Below are 20,148 nucleotides of genomic sequence, written 5' to 3'. Positions count from 1 at the left end.
GAGGAAAAGGCGCGACGTGGACAGACGCAGATTCGTGATGACAGGAGGCGGACTCGCCGCCGGCTTGTGCCTGTCGCCGTGGACGGTGTGGGCGGCGGGCAAGGCCGGCGCCATCGTGCTGTTCGACGAGGCGCTCGTCGCGAAGCACGAGTTCGCGCGCTATGTGCGCGACGCAGGGTCCACGGCTTACGCCGCGCTGGACCGGCTGCCTTGCGTGCCCATTGGCGAAGACATCGCCGATGCGTGGTACGGCGCGTTGATGCCCGAACTCCTGCGGGCGCAGAGCGCACCGCGCCAGCCGTGGACGTTGGTGGGCATCGCGCGGCCGTCGGACTTCTTCGTGCTGTCGCGGCTCGCGCACATGGAGCGCGCCTTCAGCTGGCAGGTGCGCAGCGAGACGATGGGTGGCGCGCGTCGCGACGATCTGCGCGGCGCGCTTGCCGAACACGTGTGGTTCACGATGGTGGCTTCGTGAGCGTCTGCGTGGGCGCCGGAAGCCGTGTCGCCACGGCTTCCGCCTGGACGCTTGAGCGACCCTGGACGCCAGTGCGCGTCAGGCCTTGGCGGAAAGCCGGTCCTGGATGTGCTTCGCGCGCGCGGGCGAGGAGGGGTGCGAACTCATCATGCTCGACTGGCCGCCGTCGAGTTTCGCGAGCTTGTTGAATGCCGTCACGAGGCCGGACGGATCGAGGCCTTTGCGACGTTGCAGGTCGAAAGAGTAGTCGTCTGCGGCGCTTTCCTGCGATTGCGAGAACTGCGCCTGGATGAACTTCTCCGACACGTCGCCGAGCTGCGACGCCGACAGCGCGCCGGCCACGCCGCCGGCCGAGGACGCCGCCGAGCGCGCGGCGGAGGTCGCGTAGGCCACCTGCATGGCGTGCTTCGTGTGGCCGAGCGCCACGTGTCCCATTTCGTGGCCGATCACGCCGCGCAGCTCGTCGTCGGTCATGAGGTCCATCAGACCGCTGTAGACGCGCACCTGGCCGTTGGCCATGGCCCATGCGTTCACGTCCTTCGTGATGTAGACGCGGGCGTTGACCGGTTGGCCGTTGACCTGGCTGTCGAGCTGCTTCATCACGTGCGCGAGCCGTTGCTGATATTTGCCGCCGACCGGCGCGATCTTCGCGTTCTTGTCGTGCAGGACGCAGGCCTGGTCGCTGAGCGACTTCACGTCTGTGTCGGAGAGGGTGGCGGCCTGGCCCAGCTTCATGCCGGAATTGACGAGGGCATCGGTGCTCACGCCGCTGCAGCCGCACAGCATGGCGTAGCCGCCGAGGGTGAAAAACGTACGTCGGGAAATCGACATTGTTATTCTCCTGAATAAAAGTTCAGACGAGTCGTGCAGCACGCATTCGATCGTTTATTTCTGCCCATTCCCGATAATTCGATTGCGGGTGCAGCCGCATTGTTGAACGATAATGGCCGCGAATATCGATTGCGTCGCGTGTGACCCGGAATTAAATAAGCTTGTTGTATATCAAGCTTTCTTCGATGCGATGGGGACGCACATCGGTGGCGTACCGGCGGCGGCCCAAACGCCGTGCCACGGTAGCACGTATCGTTTGCGGTATCAGCCGGCGAAAGTCAAAAAAGGCCGCTGGAAAAGCGAATCGTGACGATTATTGACATTCAATTGAGGTGAACCGGTTTGATGGGGCAGTTGCGCGCCGCCGGACTTTTCTCGTCATTGCATTCCGCATTTCGCATTCCCCATTCCGATAATGTGAAATGGCAGCGGCGCCTTCATTCAAAACCGGTACTCGGGATTCTTCGGGTCGAACATGAGATCGTCGAAAGTCTTCGGCGAGATATGTTCGAATACGATGCGCTCGAAAATCCTGCCGTCGTTGTCGTAGGACTCGATGGTGCGAAACCAGGGATGCCGCAGATCGAGCCCCAGCACTTCCTTCTTCGCGTAGAAGGCGGGCCGGCCCGTCGGGGTCTCCCACGTGAACGCGACCACGCGCACGCCGTTCATCGTCTTTACTTCGATCCGGCTCGGGTGCGTGATGCCCGCTTCGGCGAACTTCGTGCCTTCGGCAAGGTACTGGCGAACGATGAACGCCGTACCCAGATCGGTCACGCGATGGTTCGACTGGGCGCGGGCGAGTACGCCGTCGAGCGACGCCCACAGCGGCATCACGTTGAGCAGGCCGCCCAGGTGGCCATACATTTCGTCGCGGCGCTTCGACGCGTCGTAAAGCACCTCCTGGCCTGCGTGCGCGCCGTCGGGCAGCCACTTCGCGTAGATACGCAGCGGGTCGTGCGCGAGCCGCACGAGCATGTGATCGGGCTTGCCCGGCCAGATGCCGCGCACGCGCTCGCTGCGCCACATGGTGAACTCGTACGAGGGGTAGCCGCCCGCACCGGTGGCGAGATAGCGCGGCAGCGTGAGCGGATCGAACGATTCGAACAGCGAGACGAGCTGGCCGTCGTCGAGCTTTTCGAGCAGACCGGTTTGCGCGGCGTGCGCGAGCCAGGCGACCTGCGCGTCGGGCGCGAGCCGGCCGGCCTGAGCAGGCGGTACGTTGGCGATGCGGGGCGAGGCAGAGGGCAGCGCGGTGGCGGCCACGTCGGCGGTGGTGTTGGCCGGTGCATCGGTGGAAACGGCCGTGCCGGCTGGGTCTGAGTTTGCGTTCGCGTCGCTCGCGACGGCGTCCTCGCCGGCCTGCTGGGCAGCCGCAGCCGCAGCCGAGGCCGCGGGCACCGGCGCCACCGTTGCGGCCACTGCCATCATCAACGCGGCGACCCGAATGCCGACACGCCGGCTCAGCGCAATATCCCCACCACGCCCCCACAACCGCTGCAAGACAAACGCAAGCAAGGCGTGGCCGCGCCCTGCCGCCGGTGGATGCTCCATCGTTCACTCTCCATGTTGAGCGAGAGGAGCCGCCAGGGCCCCTCGACGCAGGCAAATGGAAGAGTAAACGGTTCAGCCGCGCGTTTGCTTCCGCAGTTCCTCGTCGCGCAATTCGCGGCGCAGGATCTTGCCTACGTTGGTCTGCGGCAGCGACTCGCGGAACTCCACTTCCTTCGGCACCTTGTAGCCGGTCAGATGCTTGCGGCTGAACTGGATGACCGCCTCGGCCGTGAGCGACGGGTCGCGCCGCACCACGAACACCTTTACGTGCTCGCCGTGTGCGGGGTCGGGTACGCCGATGGCCGCCACTTCGCGCACATCGGGGTGCATCGCGATCACGTCTTCCACTTCGTTCGGATACACGTTGAAGCCCGAGACGAGGATCATGTCCTTCTTGCGGTCGATGAGCCGGATGAAGCCGCGCGCATCCATCACGCCGATGTCGCCGGTCGCAAGCCAGCCGTCTTCGTCGAACACTTTCGCGGTTTCGTCCGGGCGGTTCCAGTAGCCCTTCATGACCTGCGGCCCCTTCACGCACAGCTCGCCCGGCTCGCCGATGTTGGCCCAGCTGCCGTCGTCCTTCCTGAAGCGCACCTGGGTGGACGGCGCAGGCACGCCGATCGACCCCTCGAAGTCGTGCAGGTTCGAAAGATCCACGGGATTCATCGCGACGATGGGCGAGCACTCCGTGAGCCCGTAGCCCTCGATGATTGGCTTGCCCGTCACGGCCTTGAAGCGCTCGGCCACGGCCTTCTGCGTGGCCATGCCGCCCGCCATGGCGAGCTTGAGACCGGAGAAGTCGCGCTTGCGGAATTCCTCGTTGTCGAGGAACGCGTTGTAGAGCGTATTGACCGCGGTGATGCCCGTGAACCTCTCGTGGCGGATGATCTTCATCACGCGCGCTGTGTCGCGCGGATTCGCAATCAGGATGTTGCGGCCGCCGAGTCCCATGAAGATGAGTGCGTTCACCGTGAGCGAGTAGATGTGATAGAGCGGCAGCGGCGTGAGCACCGTTTCGACTTCGCCCGTGAGCTGGCCCGCCGACCACGCCTTCGCCTGTAGCAGGTTCGCGATGATGTTGCGATGCGTGAGCATCGCGCCCTTCGCCACGCCCGTGGTGCCGCCCGTGTATTGCAGGAACGCGATGTCGTCGTGGCTCGCCTGCACGGGCGTATGCGGGCGGCTGTAGCCGAGCGCGAGCGCATCGAGCAGCCGCACCGCGCCGGGCAGCCGGTACTCGGGCACCATCTTTTTCACGCGCTTCAGCACGAAGTTGATGAGCCGGCCCTTCAGGTTGAGCCCATCCGCGAGCAGGTCGCCCAGCGCCGTCACGATCACGTTGCGCACCTGCGTGCCGGGCAGCGCGTCCTGCACGGTCTTCGCGAAGTTCTCGAACACGATGATGGTTTGCGCACCGCTGTCCTTCAATTGATGCGCAAGCTCGCGCACGGTATAGAGCGGATTCACATTGACGACGATGCCGCCTGCCTTGAGCACGCCGAAGAGCGACACGGGGTACTGGAACGTGTTGGGCAGCATGATGGCCACGCAGTCGCCGGGCTTCACGCCGATGGACTGCAGGTACGCCGCGAGCGCCGTCGCCTTGCGCGCGAGTTCGCCGTAGGTCATTTCCTCGCCCACGCTCACGTAGGCCACGCGCTCGCGAAACTGTTCGATGCATTCGTCGAAGAACTGGACGATGGACGCGTACTGGTTGACGTCGATCTCGCGCGGCACGTCGGCCGGATACGAGGCGTACCAGATGCCGTCGGTGTTGGGCGCGGGTCTGGTCGAGCCGGCGCCCGCCGTGGGCACTGTCGGCACGGTGGGCACTGTCGGTGCCGTTGAGATAGGTTGGTTCATCGCTTCGTCTCCTGACTATTCTTGTAGGGAAATCGGGTGCGTGCGCGCGGGCGGAACGGCGAGGCTAGCGCTCCAGTATCGCCACCACGCCCTGGCCGCCCGCCGCGCAGATCGAGATGAGGCCGCGCGCCGTGCCTTCGGGTTTGTCGAGCTGGGCGAGCATCTTCGCGAGGCTCGCCACGAGCCGGCCGCCCGTGGCCGCGAACGGGTGCCCCGTCGCGAGCGATCCGCCGTTCACGTTGAGCTTCGCGGCATCGATGGGACCGGGCGGCGCGTCGAGCTGCAACTGCGTGCGGCAGTACTCGTCGTCCTGCCAGGCGGCGAGCGTGCAGAGCACCTGCGCCGCGAAGGCCTCGTGGATCTCGTAGAGGTCGAAGTCCTGCAACATGAGGCCCACGCGCGCGAGCATGCGCGGTACCGCATACGCCGGCGCCATCAGCAGACCTTCCTTCTTCTCGAAGAAATCCACGGCGGCCGTCTCGTAGGCGCTGAGATAAGCGAGTACGGGCAGCCCGCGCGCCGCGGCCCAGGCTTCGCTTGCGAGCAGCACGGCCGAAGCGCCGTCCGTGAGCGGCGTCGAGTTGCCGGCCGTCATCGTGCCGGCGTCGCGGTCGAACACGGGCGTGAGCGAGGCGAGCTTTTCGGCGGTCACGTCGGGGCGCAGATTGTTGTCGCGCGTGAGGCCGCGGTAGGGCGTCATGAGGTCGTTGAAGAAGCCGCGCTCGTAAGCCGCGGCCAGCTTGCGATGGCTTTCCAGCGCGAGCGCGTCCTGCGCTTCGCGCGCGATGTTCCAGCGCTTGGCCATCAGCTCGCAATGCTCGCCCATGGACAGCCCCGTGCGCGGCTCGACGTTGCGCGGCAATTGCGGCTTCACGAGCATGCCGGGGCGCAGCTTCGCGAGCGCGCCCACGCGCGCCGCGGTGCTTCGGCCGCGATTCGCTTCGAGCAGGATCTTGCGCATCTTCTCGTTCACGCCGATGGGCGCGTCCGAGGTCGTATCCACGCCGCCCGCGATGCCGGCCTCGATCTGCCCGAGCGCGATCTTGCCCGCCACGAGCAGCGCGGCTTCGAGGCCTGTGCCGCAGGCTTGCTGCACGTCGTACGCGGGCGTTTCCTTCGCGAGCGTGGTGGAAAGCACGGACTCGCGCGTGAGGTTGAAGTCGCGCGAATGCTTGATGACCGCGCCCGCGGCCACTTCGCCCAGCCGCTCGCCATGCAGGTTGAAACGATCGATAAGCCCTTGCAGTGCGAACGTGAGCATGTCCTGATTCGACGCGGTGGCGTAGGCGGTGTTCGAACGGGCAAACGGAATGCGGTTGCCGCCGACAATCGCGACGCGGCGCACGGCGGGAAGCGGCAAAGTCATGCAAGGCTCCTGGTCGTGGTTTGACAGGCAATCGTTGTAATGGCTTTGCGACGGCGCGAGCCATTCATCGCAGCACCCATTGAAACCGGCCGCGCAGATGCGGCTTCTCGCCGGCGGCGTCGCGCACCTCGAACTCGCGTTCCACGAGCGAGGTGGCCGCGCTCCAGAGCGACGCCTCACCGGGCAGCGCGAGCGGCAGCTTGAATTCGGCGCTGGCGCTTGCACTGGCGAGCGGCTTCGGCGGCTGCAGTGCCGCGCACGCGCGCGCGAGCGTCCACATGCCGTGCGCGATGGCGCGCGGAAAGCCGAACGCCTTCGCGGTGAGCGCGGTGAGGTGGATCGGGTTGTAGTCCCCGGAGACGCTCGCATAGTCGCGGCCGAGTTGCCGCGGCAATTGCCAGCGCGCGAGCCGCGCAAGTGCGTCGCGCTCGAACGCCATGTTGCCGAGCGGGTCGCCCGCTGCATTGATGCCGCGCTTCAGGTACACGCTCTCGCCGTCCCAGACGGCTTCGCCGCGCCGGTACACGCGCGAATTCACGACGAACGCCTGGCCTTTCTCGTGACGCAGCAGCGCGCCGAACTCGGCCTCCACGCGCAGCACGTCACCTTCGGCAAGCGGCTTGCGCAGGTGCACGTGATTCGCGAGGTGCACGATGCCGGGCGCCGACCATGGAAATGCGGGGTCCGTGAGTAGCATGAGATGCAGCGGGAACGCGAGCACATGAACGAACGTGAGCGGCACGCCGTGCTCGGGAATGAAGCCGCACACGCGCGCGTAGCGCTCCATCGCGAGCGGGTCGAGCGTCACCGTGGGACGCACGAGGCGCAGCGCCGGCAGCACGCCCGCGCGATGGCGCCGCGTGAGCCCGGCGAGTGTGCGCGCGTAGAGCGTCGCGGGCGCGGGCACGCGGTCCACCACGACCGTCTTCGCACGCCGTGGCGCGTCTGCGTTCCGCTGTTCGTGCCCGCTGCCCGACGGCTGCCCGATGCTCACGGCTACGCTCCAATCAGGCTCTGACCGCACACGCGTACCACCTGGCCCGTCACGCCCGCACTGCCGGGATGCGCGAGCCACGCGATGGTCTGCGCCACGTCCACGGGCTGCCCGCCCTGGCTCATCGAGTTCATGCGACGGCCGGCTTCGCGAATCGCGAGCGGCATCTTCGCGGTCATCTGCGTTTCGATGAAGCCGGGCGCCACCGCGTTGATCGTGATGCCGCGCGCACGCAACGGCGTGGCCATGCTTTCCACGCGCCCGATCACGCCGGCCTTCGAGGCCGCGTAATTGATTTGTCCCACGTTGCCTGCAATGCCGCCGATCGACGACACGCAGACGATGCGTCCGCCGTCGCGCAACGTGCCGGCGTCGAGCAGCGCATCGTCGATGCGTTCCTGTGCGCTCAGGTTGATGTCGATCACGCTGCGCCATGCGTCGACGCTCATCTTCGCCACGGTCTTGTCTTTCGTGATGCCGGCGTTGTGCACGACGATGTCGATGCCCTTCTCGTCGAGTGCCGCCGCGATGTTGGCTGGCGCTTCGGGCGCGGTGATGTCGAAGGCGAGGGCCGTGCCGGCGATGTGGCGCATCGTCGAGTCGAGTGCGTCGCGGGCCGCGGGAATGTCGATGCCCGTCACGTGCGCGCCCTGGGCCGCCAGTTCGTGCGCAATCGCCGCGCCGATGCCGCGCGCGGCGCCCGTCACCATCGCACGGCGGCCGGCGAGGGGACGTTGCCAGTCGAACGTGTCGGTAAGCGCCTGCACGGCAGGGGCGCTTTCGATTCGCACGACCTGGCCCGACACATACGCCGAGCGTGGCGAGAGCAGAAAGCGCAGCGTCGATTCGATGCCGTGCGCCGCATCCGGCGCCACGTAGATGAGATTCGCGGTCATGCCGCGCCGTGCCTCTTTGCCGAGTGAACGCACGAAGCCTTCGAGCGCGCGCTGCGCGGTCCATTGCCGCGCGCTCGCGCAAAGCTGCGGCGTGCGGCCCAGCACGACGAGCCGCCCGCAGCGCGCAACAGAGCGCAGCGCGTCGTGAAAGAACGTGTAGAGCGGTTCCAGATGCCGGCTGTCGTCGATGCCCGACGCGTCGAAGATCAACGCGTTCACGCGCGCGGGAGAGCCTGCATCCACGGGCTCGAAGCGGCCCGTCATGAGACCGTGCCGGGCCGCGAGCGGCATCCATAACGCCGCGCTCTCGTGGGCCACGCTCGTCATGCCGAGCCGCGCGATCACGCCCGCGAGCGCATCGAGACATTGCGGCTCGCGGCCGGCGCCGATCGCGACAAGCCCGTCGAACTCGGGCTGGTCCGCGCGATAGCGGCGCAACACCTCGGGCTTCGGCAGCCCTAGCGTGCGCACGAGCTTGCCGCCGAGCGGCGAGTTCACGAAGTTCAGGTAAGCGTCGTTCATCTTCGTGGTGGTCCTCGTAGTGGGATGGGCGCGTTTTCACGCGCTTTGTTCCGTGTCTTGTTTTGTGCCCGGTCTGGTGCTTCGTTTCGGGCGTTGTTCTGCTCGTGGGTCCGCTCGTTTTTCGTTCACGCGGCCAGATCCATCGCCCTTTCCAGCGCTTCGCGGCGTTTCTGCAGACCGGCGAGCATGTCGAAGTCCGGTGGGAAGTCGTCCACCTTGACGGCCTCGGCCACATAACGCGCATAGTCGTCGAGCGTTCGCCGTTCGTCTGCATCGATCAAGCCTTGCTGCTGGGCGCTCGCGGTCCACGCGGCGAGCGCGGCCATGCTTTGCGGCATCGGCGCGAGCCTGCCCGCGTGCACGGCGTCGCGCAGCCTGCGCTCGATGGCGGCCACGCGCGGGCTCAGCGCAAAGACCAGTTCGCCGTAGCCGATCGCATCCACGTCGACAGGCGGCACGTACGAATCCGCGACGAGACGCTCGCGCGCGGCACCCGGCGTCTGCATGAGTTCGGCGATCTGCGTGCCGAGCGCATCGGAGGGCGCGCGATGCGGCAGGCCGAACGGGAACGCCAGCGCGCGCACGAGCCACGCGACCACGCGGTTCGGGTAATTCGCGAGCACGCCGTCGATGGCCTGTTGCGCTGTGAAGAGCGCATCTTCCACGCCCCAGCACACGAGCGGCAGATCGTCCTGTTGGCGGCCGTCGTCCTCGTAGCGCTTGAGCGTGGCGGAGATCAGATAAAGCTGCGCGAGCACGTCGCCGAGCCGTCCCGAAATGCGCTCGCGCCGCTTGAGATCGCCACCCAGCACGAACATCGAAACGTCCGCGAGCAGCGCGAACACCACGGACAAACGCGTGGCCGCGCGATAGAACGGCGCGAGCGCGGCATCGGCGCGGCGCGGCGCGCGAATGAAGCGACCGCCTGTGAGACCGTAGACCACGCTGCGCACCGCGTTCGAGAGCGTGAAGTTCAGGTGCCCGAAGAATGCCGCGTCGAACTCGCGCAGCGCGCGCGGGTAATGGGCTTCGTTGCGGCTTTCGCGCGTGGCCGTCATTTCCTTGAGCACGTAAGGGTGGCAGCGTATCGCGCCCTGGCCGAAGATGATCAGGCAGCGCGTGAGGATATTCGCGCCCTCCACGGTGATCGCGATGGGGATCTGCTGATAGGCGCGCGCGAGAAAGTTCGACGGCCCCATGCAGATGCCCTTGCCGGCGACGACGTCCATGCCGTCGTTGATCACTTTGCGGGCACGCTCCGTGATGTGATATTTCGCGATGGCCGAGATGACCGAGGGCTTCTCGCCCAGGTCCACGGCCTGCGCCGAGAGCCGGCGCGCCGCGTCCATCACGTAGAGATGCCCGCCCATGCGGCCCAGCGCTTCCTGCACGCCCTCGAAGCGGCCAATCGCGGTGCGGAACTGCCGGCGCACGGCGGCGTAGGCGCCGGTGCCGCGCACCGCGAGCTTCGCCATGCCGACGTTCGACGAAGGCAGCGAGATGGCGCGTCCCGCGGCGAGGCACTCCATCAGCATGCGCCAGCCGTTGCCCACCTGCGCACGGCCGCCGATCACCCACTCGAGTGGGATGAACACGTCCTTGCCCCAGTTCGGGCCGTTCTGGAACACGGCGTTGAGCGGCCAGTGGCGCCGGCCGATCTGCACGCCGGGGTGCGTCGTGGGAATCAGCGCGCAGGTGATGCCGGGCTCGTCGTCGGCGCCGAGCAGATGGTCGGGGTCGAGCGCGCGAAACGCGAGGCCGAGCACGGTGGCGATGGGGCCGAGCGTGATGTAGCGCTTCTCCCAGGTCACGCGAAAGCCGAGCGTCTCGCGGCCTTCGAACAGCCCCTTGCAGACGATGCCGACGTCGGGAATGGCGGCCGCGTCGGACCCGGCATAGGGACTCGTGAGCGCGAAGCACGGAATCTCTTCGCCGCGCGCGAGGCGCGGCAAATAGTGGTTCTTCTGCTCTTCGGTGCCGTAGTGCATGAGCAGTTCAGCGGGGCCGAGCGAATTGGGCACCATGACGGAGACGGCCGCGGCCGAGCAGCGCGTGGCGAGCTTCATGATGACCTGCGAATGCGCGTACGCGGAGAATTCCCTGCCGCCGTAGCGCTTCGGAATGATCATGCCGAGAAAGCCTTGCTCCTTGATGTAGCGCCATGCCTGCGGCGAGAGGTCCTGCCAGACGGCCGTGGTGTCCCAGTCGTTCGCGAGATGGCACAACTCCTCGCATTCATGATCGAGGAACGCCTGTTCCTCCGTGCTCAACGTGGCCGGGCCGTGCGCGAGCAGCGTGTCCCAATGCGGGCGTCCGGCGAACAGTTCGGCGTCCCACCATACGGTGCCGGCTTCGATGGCATCGCGCTCGGTGGGCGACATCTCGGGCAGGATGCGGCGGAATATATCGAGCACCGGCCGCGCGAGCCATGCGCGGCGCAGCGGCTTGAGCGCGAGCAACAGCGCGGGCAGCACCACGACGACTGCGAGCAGCGCGGTGCCGGCCATGCCCGCAACGCCGGCAAGGTATGCGGTGCCCACCCATACGATCGATGCGGCGAGCCACCACCACGCACGGGCCTCGACATAAAGCAGCGCGGCCGCGCCGATGACGAACGCAACGATGAACCACGACATGACGTATTCCTCCCTGATTTGCCTGTCTGCGACCTGTTCGCGCCGATGACAGCGGGCGCGTGCCAGCCCGTGACTGGCTGAGGCCGTGCTGTTGTTGCCGGTTTTGAGCCGGTCTTGGTGTTGTCTTGTTAGTGAACCGTGTCAGGTCATTGTGTTGGCCGGTTGTGTCTCGCGGCCATGTTTCGGGTTGTGCGAGGCGCGGCCACCCCCACGCCTCGCACACCGACGCCGCTTTCCTCCCGCTCGAGCGCTTTCCCAGTAATCTCGCCGGTACGTGCCACGTGCCTGTGTTGGCCCGCGATCACATCGCGCCGCTCGCGGCCCGATGCAACGTCGATCCCGGCGCCACGCCGCCGCCCGGACGCTCCACGTCGCGCGGAGCCGATCCGGGCGGCGCCGCAGAAGAAGCCGCCGACGTCTCGCCGGGCGGAGCAAGCGGTGTGCTGCCGTCGGCCTTCAGCACAGGCGCCGATGCCGTGGCCACCGATGCCGTGCTGCACGCCATGGCTTCCACGCCGTCGCCCGCATCGTTTGCGTCGCCCAGCACGGCCGCGAACATCGCGAGCTGCGCCGAGTCGGGCAGCGGGGCCTTCAACGCGGACACCATCAACGACGCGAGTCGCGCGATCAGTTGCAGGTCGTTCATCGACTTGCCCTGCGAGAACTCGGAGATGAGCCGGTCCGTATCCGCGCCCGCGAGCACGCCCGAGAGCGCGCCGATGGCGAAGTGCAGGCGCCAGCCCAGCTCTTCGCGCGGCAGATGCGGCAGCGCGCGCTGAAACGCGGCGAAGAACCGCTCGGCAACCGATGCGTAATGCGCATTCAGAAAGTCGCGAATGAACGCCGAGGGATCCGTGTAGGCGCGGCCGAGGAGCCGCAGAAATGCGCGGCCGCCCACAAGCGGGTCGCGCGAAAGACGCAGCGCGGGAATGAACATCGCGCCCAGCACGTGCTCGCAGGTGAGCCGCTCGCCGAGCAGGGCGTCGAAGCGGTCCAGCAGTTGAAGCCGCGCTTCGTTGAGACGGTCGAGGCGGCGCGAGAGCATCGCGTGGATCAGCGCTTCCTTGCTGCCGAAGTGATAGTTGACCGCGGCCAGATTGACCTCGGCGCGCGACGTGATCTGCCGCAGCGACATCGCTTCGTAGCCGAACTCGACGAACAGCGTTTCGGCGGCATCGAGGATGCGGGTTTTCGTGTCGCCGGTGGCCCGGCTCGTGTTGCGGACTGCCATGTTGCGCCTCCATTGCCGGTGGCCCGGCACGCAAACAAGCGATTCAAATTTTTAATTCAAACAGTCGTTTTACCGAGAATAAGAGACGGTGCGGTGAAGCGTGAAGGGGTGAGCGTGGACGGACTCCTCTAAAAAAGCGGTCGTATGACGGGCCGCAAGGCGTGGGCACTGCACAACGTGCTAGGCACACCGGTGCGGTACGGGACGCGTTGTGCACGGCACAAACGAAAAAAGCCGTCCCGATTCGTCATCGGGACGGCCTCGTAAGGACTGCTGTGGCCGGCGGACCGTGGCCCGCCTTATTGGATGTTCGTGGTGCTGCTGCGCGAAAGATGGAACCCGGCGATGGAACCGCTAATCCATCGACGCCACCTGTTTCGCGGATTGTGTCATATCTATGCCGCGCCGTTCACGGCTGAAAAGAATCAGCACGGCGATGACGACCGCCACGGTTCCGCCGACAGCCGCGAGCGCGAACGAGTAGTCGTTGCCGCGGCTCGACGCGATGTAGGCCTGCATCGGAGCATTGACCGCTGCTAGCAGATTGCCAAGCTGATAGACAAGCCCGGGGAATGTCGCACGAATTTCGTCGGGCGAGATCTCGTTCAGGTGCACAGGAATCACGCCCCATGCTCCCTGCACGGAGATTTGCATCAGGAATGCGCCAGCCGCGAGCGCGATTGCACCGCTCGAGAACGCCCACAGTGGCAGCACAGGCAGCGCGATCAGCGCGGCGATGAAGATCGCCCACCGGCGACCGATTTTCTCCGAGAGCGCGCCGAAGAAAAGCCCGCCCACAATCGCCCCGATGTTAAGCGTGTCTGTAATCAGTGAGGCCGTATGCGGGTCGAAGTGATGTTGCTCTCGCAGGAAGGTGGGGTACAGGTCTTGACTGCCGTGTGAGAAGAAGTTGAAGCAGGTCATCAGCACGATCGCGTAGAGCGAGAGGCGCCAGTTGCGCTTCAGTGTTTCGACGAGGCCCGGCCGATGCTTCTTTTCCATGGCCTTCCACGCCGGCGATTCGGGCACGCTCGCGCGCACGTAGAGTACGAGCAGCGCGGGCGCTACGCCCACGAAGAACATGCCGCGCCAGTGAATGTGCTCATAGAGCGCGCCAAACACCAATGAGGCGAGCAGGTAGCCGCTCGGGTAGCCGGCCTGCAGCAGGCCGGAGACGAAACCGCGCGCATGCGCCGGCACGGTTTCCATGGTGAGTGCCGAGCCCACGCCCCATTCGCCGCCCATCGCAATGCCGAACAGCGAGCGCATGACGAGCAGCGTGGTGAGATTGGGCGAGAAGCCCGAGAGCAGTTCGAGCAGCGAGTAGCACGCGATGTTGACCATCAACGTGGGACGACGCCCGAATTTGTCGGCGAGCCGCCCGAAGATCAGCGCGCCGACAGGCCGCATGATGAGCGTGAGCATAATGGCGAAGGAAACAGTGGTGATTTTCGTATTGAATTCTGCGGCGATATCTTTCAATACGAAAACCATGAGAAAGAAATCGAATGCATCGAGCGTCCAGCCCAGATAGGCGGCGATCGTCACGTTTCTCTGTTCTCGCGTCCAGCTCATGTGATTGTTCTCCTGTATCTGCGGTGCTCCGCGCAGTTGGGCGAAAGCAGCGAGGCGCCCGGCACGCCCCGTGGTGCGGGCTTGCGGCGAGTGTACGCCGACGTTTAAACGGATGCATGAAACTCGCCGCCAAATCGGTACTAATCCCTGGTTGAATTGCGTCCCAATGAAAGCTTTATGTATTTAATGTATTGATAATGTAAATTTGTGCCGGAACATCAGGCATTTGGCGTTATTGCAATGCAATAAAGGTGGCGATGAAAAAGGCGAATCCGTCTTCGAGCGGATTAAGCGCGCTTTAAGCCTCACCCCGTACCTTCGAACGCAAAGCGTGGGACGTCTGCACGCCCACGCGGGTCCATCGACGTGACCAGCAAGGAGGTCGATATGAAGAAGCGTGCCATTCTCTGGATGCCTGCGGGCGTGTTCGCGGCGGTGTGCGGTTTGCAGCTCGCGTATGGGGCCGAGCCGGGCTTGCCGCCCATGCGGCACGCGGGCGAGATCGGTTATCTGTCGGGCGGTGTCGGCAGCGACCAGTCGAGCGCGATCAAGAGCGTCATGCACCGTTACCCGCTGGTACTCGAGTTCGTCGGCAAGACCGGCGCGGACAACGAATATCTCGCGGACGTGCCGGTGCGCATTGCGGACGCGCACGGCAACAACCTGCTGACGACGAAGGCCAACGGGCCGTTCATGCTGCTCTCGCTACCGCGAGGACGCTATGTGGTCAGCGCGAACTACAACGGCAAGACCGAGCGGCGCGAAGTGGATATCGAAGCCGCGACGCGCGCGCATGAAATGTTCGTTTGGCAGATGTAGCGGGTGGCGCGCCGCCTGCAGGCGAAGCGGCGTGCTGCGCTGCTGGCGCGCTGACGGACGCATGGCACACGGCGTATCGCACAGAAAACTGCGCGCCCGGCTGCTTCGCATAAGCAGACGGGCGCGGAGATGACGCAGTGGAAGCCGCGGAAACGGCGGCGCGATCAGTAGCGCGGAGGCGGGCGGTGGTCGTCGCGATGGTCGTCGTGCCAGCGGTGCGGCGGGCCCGGGTCGCGTGGATGGTGACGCATCCATTCGTCGTGCGCCCAGTAGCGATGGCCGTCCCAGTAACGGTCGCCGTGCCAGCCTACCGAGATGCGCAGGTCGACCGGCATCAGATGAGCCGCGGGGGCGTCGGCGGGCACGTAGCCCGGCGCATAGCCGGGCGCGTGTTGAGCCATGGCCGCACCTGCGGCAAACAGCGTGAAGCCGCCGGCGAGTGCGGCGACGAAGGGCTTGAGTTTCGATCGCATGAGCCTGTTCTCCATTGACGTGGCGGTATGGCTGTTGAGCTTGCCATGCCGCGTAGCGTGGTTTTATCGGTTGCAGTGCGTTCCATGTTACGGAGGCGTGCCGGCGCAAACGTAATGGGTTGTAAATGAGTGTTCCGCAATATTCGGACCGCCGGATGTTTCCACTGCGTGTGGACGGAATGAGGCCGCAGCGGCCTGCGAGGGATCACGCGTAGTCCGCGCGCGGTAAGGCGTTTCGCAGGCGCGGGCACTCGTGTCCGCCGGACAATCTGCCGTTACAACGCTCACAGCGCGGAAATCCTGGGGGGCTCGTGTGCGCGGCGCGGTTGCCGTGACGAGCGTGTTCAGGAACCGACGTCAACGACTGCGCCGCCACTGGCTATACGGCTTGTCGCGCTCCGATTGCGCGGCGGGTGGCGCGCTCACGCTCAGGCCGTCCGCTATTCCCGTAGCGTCCGACGAGGCACAGCGTGCCGATCACGAACACGTCGCAGGCGAGGCCCGCGAGCGAGGGAAAGGGCTGCGCGATGGTCGTGTGCGTAGCGGTGTCCACGGCCACGGAAAGCACGCTGCCGAACACGAAGCACACGAGCCCGCGTTGACCCACCGAGACGATCCACGGCGCCCATACGGCGAGCCGACGGACCCAACCCGCGTGCGTCGCGCGCGCAGCGAGCCACGCAATGGCGACGAAGTTGCCCACTCGCACGAAAGCGAGGTTTTGCTTCAGTTCGCCCGCAAGCGGATGCGCCTCATGCAGGCGCGCCGCCGCAAGCGCGAGCACGAGCGCAAGCGCTGCGACGCCGGAAAGCGCCGCCAGCGGAGAGGCGTGAATTCGCGTGTCGATGGGCTGTGCGCGCGCAAGCATGCCGAGCACGAACATCAATTGCCAGGCGAACGGATTGAACGACCAGGTGTCCGGCGCCGTAGCGGGTAAGAGCGCGAGCGCCTGCGGCGCCAGCCACCATAGCGCGATGCTGCCCGCCAGCAGCGCGGCGGGGCGACGCGTCGCGGCCGGCACGGCGAACGGCACGGCGAGGGCGAACAGCACGTACATCGGCAGCACCGCGGAAAGATACGGCTGACGCCGGAACGATGCGACCTCCAGCAAGAGGCCCGCGGGCCGCGCGAGGAAATCCGTCCAGTCGGTATAGCGCACGAGCGGCGAGTCGAGGTGCAGGCCCAGCAGCAGGGCGCCGCTTGCGAGCATGAGCGCCGCCGTGAGCAGATAGGCGCCGTAGATCTGGCCGCTGCGTTTGACGAAGCGTTTGCGGGCGGCCGATTCGCCGCGCCGCGCGCAAACCGCGGCCCACGCCGCCGCCGACGCGTAGCCGCCGAGGAACACGAACACCTCCGACGAGTCGCAGTACGCGAAGTTGTGCAGCGTGAACTTCGCGAGGATGCTGCCGGAGTTGTGGTCCACGGCAATGACGAGGAGGACGAGACCCCGAAAGAAGTCCACTTCGAGCGACCGCCGCACGTCCGTCTGCATCGTCTGTTGCTCGCAAGGAAGCCGGCCTCGGCGCGCGTGGGCAAGGTGTCCCCGCCATGACGGCGCGGCGCCTATGTGTGCCCGGCATCAGCCGGCGTTTCAAAGTGAGCGTTCAGGATACGGGGACGAAGATGGCGCCAGGCTGACAGCGTGCCGGCACGGCTGACACGTCCCGGCGGGCCACGGTGGCGACGCGCTCGCGAGGGGAAGGACGATAGCGAAGGAGAGGGTGGCCCGAGGGTGCCGCTCAAAGAAACGCGGGCAAAAAACGCGGCCAAAGAAAAAGGCCAGCATGTGCTGGCCTTCGAATCTGGTGCCCAGGAGAGGACTCGAACCTCCACGGAGTTACCCGCTAGTACCTGAAACTAGTGCGTCTACCAATTCCGCCACCTGGGCAGGTGTTCTGCTTTCGCCTCACCTCGTAAGGTGCCGCGAAGCGAAGACCGGCATTATAGCGAAGCGTTTCAGCTTGTCAATTGCGACCGGTGCCCGTGAGGACAGTCGATTCGACGATGGTCGGGATGACCGCCTGGCGCTGTGCCGTGTCCGCCGAAAAAGAAAAAGGCCAGCATGCGCTGGCCTTCGAATCTGGTGCCCAGGAGAGGACTCGAACCTCCACGGAGTTACCCGCTAGTACCTGAAACTAGTGCGTCTACCAATTCCGCCACCTGGGCAGGTGCTTTGCTTTGCGAAGTTGCTGCGAAGCAAAGATCGCCATTATAGCGGTTCATCGAACGCTGTCAAGCAATTCGAGCGGACCGCCTGCATGGCGCGCGCGCCGCATCGGCGCGCCCGTTTCCCCGTGCCGCAAGGCGGACGGCGCGTCATGCACGGGTGTTAGAATGGCCCGCAGCAAGCCGCCCGGCGCGCTTGCCGCGTCTCATCGACCGACGTCCCACGCAACGAGAAAAACCATCGACAAGCCCTTGAGCAAATATCCGTACCCGATTCCGAGTCGTGAAGAAATCCTCGGCGTGCTGCGCACGAGCGACTCTCCGCTGACGGCGAACGACATCGCCGAAGCGCTCGCCATCAAGCGCCAGGAGCGCGAAGGTTTCTTCCGGCGGATCGCCGCCATGGAGCGCGACGGCCAGATCCGGCTCGATGCGCGCGGACACTACCAGTTGACCCATCCGTCCAGTTTCGTGGCGGGCCGCGTACAGGGGCACCGCGACGGCTACGGCTTTCTCGTGCGCGACGACGGTCAGGACGATCTGTTCCTGCCGCAGCCCGAGATGCAGAAGGTCATGCACAACGACCGCGTGCTCGCGCGCATCGTGGGCTTCGACCGGCGCGGCCGTCCGGAAGGGCACATCGTCGAGGTCACGGACCGGGCGAATCGCCGCGTGATCGGGCGCCTGCTCAACGAGAACGGCGCGCTCATCGTGGCGCCCGAAGATAAGCGCATCGGCCACGACATTCTCGTCACGCAGAACACCAAGAAGGCCAAGGTGGGCCAGGTCGTGGTGGTCGAGCTCACGGACTTCCCGAGCCGCCATTCGCAGCCGCTTGGCCGCGTGGTGGAAGTGCTGGGCGACATCGACGACCCGGGCATGGAAATCGAAATCGCGGTGCGCAAGTACGGCGTGCCGCATGAATTCAGCGACGCCGCGCTCGAAGAGGCCGCGAAGCTGCCCGACGAGGTACGCCCTACCGACGTGCGCCATCGTGTGGACCTGCGCGACGTGCCGCTCGTCACGATCGACGGCGAAGACGCACGCGACTTCGACGACGCCGTCTACTGCGAGCCCGTCAAGGTCGGCCGCGGCGACGGCTTTCGCCTGATCGTCGCGATCGCGGACGTTTCGCACTACGTGCGCCCGGCAAGCGACCTCGACGTGGACGCGCTCGAGCGCAGCACCTCGGTCTACTTCCCGCGCCGCGTGATCCCCATGCTGCCCGAGAAGCTCTCGAACGGGCTGTGCTCGCTCAATCCGCACGTGGACCGCTGCGTGCTGGTGTGCGACATGGTCATCACCACGCGCGGCGAGATCAAGGCGTACCAGTTCTACCCGGGCGTCATGCATTCGGCCGCGCGGCTCACGTACACCGAAGTGGCCGCGGTGCTGAAGAACACCAAGGGGCCGGAAGCGGCGCGCCGCGCCGGGCTCCTCGAGCATCTGCAGAATCTGTACGGCGTCTACAAGTCGCTGTTCTCCGCGCGCCAGAAGCGCGGCGCCATCGACTTCGACACCACCGAGACCTACATCGTCTGCAATGCGCAGGGCAAGATCGAGCAGATCGTGCCGCGTCAGCGCAACGACGCGCACAAGCTCATCGAGGAATGCATGCTGGCCGCGAACGTCTGCGCGGCCGACTTCATGAAGCGCAACCGGCATTCGGGCCTGTACCGCGTGCACGCCGGTCCCACGGCGGAAAAGCTCGAAAACCTGCGCACGTTCCTGCGCGGCATGGGCCTCACGCTCGGCGGCGGCGAGACGCCGCACGCGAGCGACTACGCGGCGCTGATGGCGCACATCCGCGACCGGCCCGACGCGCAGATGCTGCAGACCATGCTGCTGCGCTCCATGCAGCAGGCCGTCTACAGCCCCGACAACATCGGCCACTTCGGCCTGGCCTACGAGGCGTACGCGCACTTCACGAGCCCGATCCGCCGCTATCCGGACCTGCTCACGCACCGCGCCATCTACGCGATCCTGCAAGGCAAGAAGTACCAGCCGGAGACGCCCGCTGGCGTCGCGCTCAACACGGCGCTGTCGCCGCGTGCCCGCGCGATGCAGCAGGAAGACGAGGAAAAACGCGGCAGCCGCGGCCGTCCGAACACGGCGATCTGGGAAGAGCTGGGCCTGCACTGCTCCGCCAACGAACGGCGTGCGGACGAAGCCTCGCGCGACGTCGAAGCGTGGCTCAAGTGCTACTTCATGCGCGACAAGCTGGGCGAGGAGTACGGCGGCATGGTGAGCGGCGTCACGTCGTTCGGCATCTTCGTGCAGCTCGATGCGCTCTTTATCGAAGGGCTCGTGCACGTCACGGAACTCGGCTCCGACTACTTCCAGTACGACGAGATCAAGAACGAGCTGCGCGGCGAGCGCACCGGCATCCGCTACCGTCTTTCGGACCGCGTGCGCGTGCAGGTGAGCCGCGTGGACCTGGACGCGCGCAAGATCGACTTCCGCCTCGTGCGCGACACGCTCAAGAAGCCGCTCGCGGGTCGTGGCGCGCCGGTCGAGAAGGCGGCTGCCGAATCCGCTGGACCGCGCGTGCGCGCGTTGTCGCCGCGCGATGCCCGCGAGGCGCGCGAAGTCCAGGACGGTCCGCGCGGCAAGAAGGCCGCGCCGGCACCGAATGCCGCCGTGAAGGCGGCCCGCGCCGCACGCGGGGCGACCAAGACGGCGAAGAAGCACGCCCCGTCCAAGGCCGCCGCGAAGAGCAAGGGCACCTCGCGCAAGAAGCGCTAATA

Annotated in this window: 14 protein-coding genes and 2 tRNA genes; 3 read left to right on the top strand and 13 right to left on the bottom strand. The window is 66.1% G+C overall.

Annotated elements, in window-relative coordinates:
• Window positions 1–16: 16 nt before the first annotated feature.
• A complete protein-coding gene (locus U0042_RS12035; RefSeq protein WP_157977902.1) occupies window positions 17–475 on the top strand; it encodes a hypothetical protein in 459 nt (152 codons plus the stop codon).
• A gap of 78 nt (window positions 476–553) precedes the next feature.
• Here the strand turns inward: U0042_RS12035 and U0042_RS12030 are convergent, their stop codons facing one another.
• From U0042_RS12030 to U0042_RS11990, 9 genes are all read right to left on the bottom strand, one after another.
• Window positions 554–1,306: a M48 family metalloprotease gene (locus U0042_RS12030; protein WP_114814656.1), complete on the bottom strand. Its 753-nt coding sequence runs from the start codon at window positions 1,304–1,306 to the stop codon at window positions 554–556.
• Window positions 1,307–1,747: 441 nt separating this feature from the next.
• Window positions 1,748–2,734: a DUF1571 domain-containing protein gene (locus tag U0042_RS12025; RefSeq protein ID WP_419150525.1), complete on the bottom strand. Its 987-nt coding sequence runs from the start codon at window positions 2,732–2,734 to the stop codon at window positions 1,748–1,750.
• A gap of 198 nt (window positions 2,735–2,932) precedes the next feature.
• Entirely contained in the window at window positions 2,933–4,723 is a 1,791-nt protein-coding gene (locus U0042_RS12020) for an AMP-binding protein (protein ID WP_114814655.1), read from the bottom strand.
• Between the two features lie 64 nt (window positions 4,724–4,787).
• Complete coding sequence (locus U0042_RS12015) at window positions 4,788–6,089, bottom strand: acetyl-CoA C-acetyltransferase (protein WP_114814654.1); 1,302 nt, start codon at window positions 6,087–6,089, stop codon at window positions 4,788–4,790.
• Between the two features lie 64 nt (window positions 6,090–6,153).
• On the bottom strand, window positions 6,154–7,077 hold the full coding sequence (locus U0042_RS12010; protein WP_114814666.1) for a MaoC/PaaZ C-terminal domain-containing protein: 924 nt from the start codon (window positions 7,075–7,077) through the stop codon (window positions 6,154–6,156).
• An 8-nt stretch (window positions 7,078–7,085) separates the two neighbouring features.
• The gene (locus U0042_RS12005; protein WP_114814653.1) at window positions 7,086–8,501 is read right to left on the bottom strand and encodes a 3-oxoacyl-ACP reductase; all 1,416 of its coding nucleotides are present in this window, start codon (window positions 8,499–8,501) and stop codon (window positions 7,086–7,088) included.
• A gap of 125 nt (window positions 8,502–8,626) precedes the next feature.
• On the bottom strand, window positions 8,627–11,137 hold the full coding sequence (locus tag U0042_RS12000; protein WP_114814652.1) for an acyl-CoA dehydrogenase: 2,511 nt from the start codon (window positions 11,135–11,137) through the stop codon (window positions 8,627–8,629).
• Window positions 11,138–11,438: 301 nt separating this feature from the next.
• Window positions 11,439–12,368 carry a TetR/AcrR family transcriptional regulator gene (locus tag U0042_RS11995; protein WP_114814651.1) on the bottom strand — a complete coding sequence of 310 codons (930 nt, stop codon included), beginning with the start codon at window positions 12,366–12,368 and terminating at the stop codon, window positions 11,439–11,441.
• Window positions 12,369–12,722: 354 nt separating this feature from the next.
• Window positions 12,723–13,943, bottom strand: coding sequence for an MFS transporter (locus U0042_RS11990; RefSeq protein WP_114814650.1), 1,221 nt, complete (start codon window positions 13,941–13,943; stop codon window positions 12,723–12,725).
• 387 nt (window positions 13,944–14,330) lie between these two features.
• Here U0042_RS11990 and U0042_RS11985 point away from each other — a divergent pair, with 387 nt between their 5' ends.
• On the top strand, window positions 14,331–14,762 hold the full coding sequence (locus U0042_RS11985; protein ID WP_114814649.1) for a carboxypeptidase-like regulatory domain-containing protein: 432 nt from the start codon (window positions 14,331–14,333) through the stop codon (window positions 14,760–14,762).
• Window positions 14,763–14,926: 164 nt separating this feature from the next.
• Here the strand turns inward: U0042_RS11985 and U0042_RS11980 are convergent, their stop codons facing one another.
• From U0042_RS11980 to U0042_RS11965, 4 genes are all read right to left on the bottom strand, one after another.
• Window positions 14,927–15,235 (bottom strand): hypothetical protein, encoded by a 309-nt coding sequence (locus U0042_RS11980; RefSeq protein ID WP_114814648.1) that lies wholly within the window; start codon window positions 15,233–15,235, stop codon window positions 14,927–14,929.
• Window positions 15,236–15,614: 379 nt separating this feature from the next.
• Window positions 15,615–16,727, bottom strand: coding sequence for an OpgC domain-containing protein (locus U0042_RS11975; RefSeq protein WP_114814647.1), 1,113 nt, complete (start codon window positions 16,725–16,727; stop codon window positions 15,615–15,617).
• A gap of 311 nt (window positions 16,728–17,038) precedes the next feature.
• A tRNA-Leu gene (locus U0042_RS11970) sits at window positions 17,039–17,123 on the bottom strand.
• 193 nt (window positions 17,124–17,316) lie between these two features.
• Window positions 17,317–17,401 (bottom strand) — tRNA-Leu (locus U0042_RS11965).
• A 252-nt stretch (window positions 17,402–17,653) separates the two neighbouring features.
• Here U0042_RS11965 and rnr point away from each other — a divergent pair.
• On the top strand, window positions 17,654–20,146 hold the full coding sequence (gene rnr / locus U0042_RS11960; protein WP_114814646.1) for a ribonuclease R: 2,493 nt from the start codon (window positions 17,654–17,656) through the stop codon (window positions 20,144–20,146).
• Window positions 20,147–20,148 lie beyond the last annotated feature (2 nt).

This window comes from Paraburkholderia kururiensis (genome assembly GCF_034424375.1).
In the GTDB taxonomy this organism is placed as follows: Bacteria; Pseudomonadota; Gammaproteobacteria; order Burkholderiales; family Burkholderiaceae; genus Paraburkholderia; species Paraburkholderia kururiensis_A.
The sequence above is the reverse complement of the archived record's forward strand: the minus strand, read 5'-3'. Positions and strand labels throughout refer to the sequence as shown.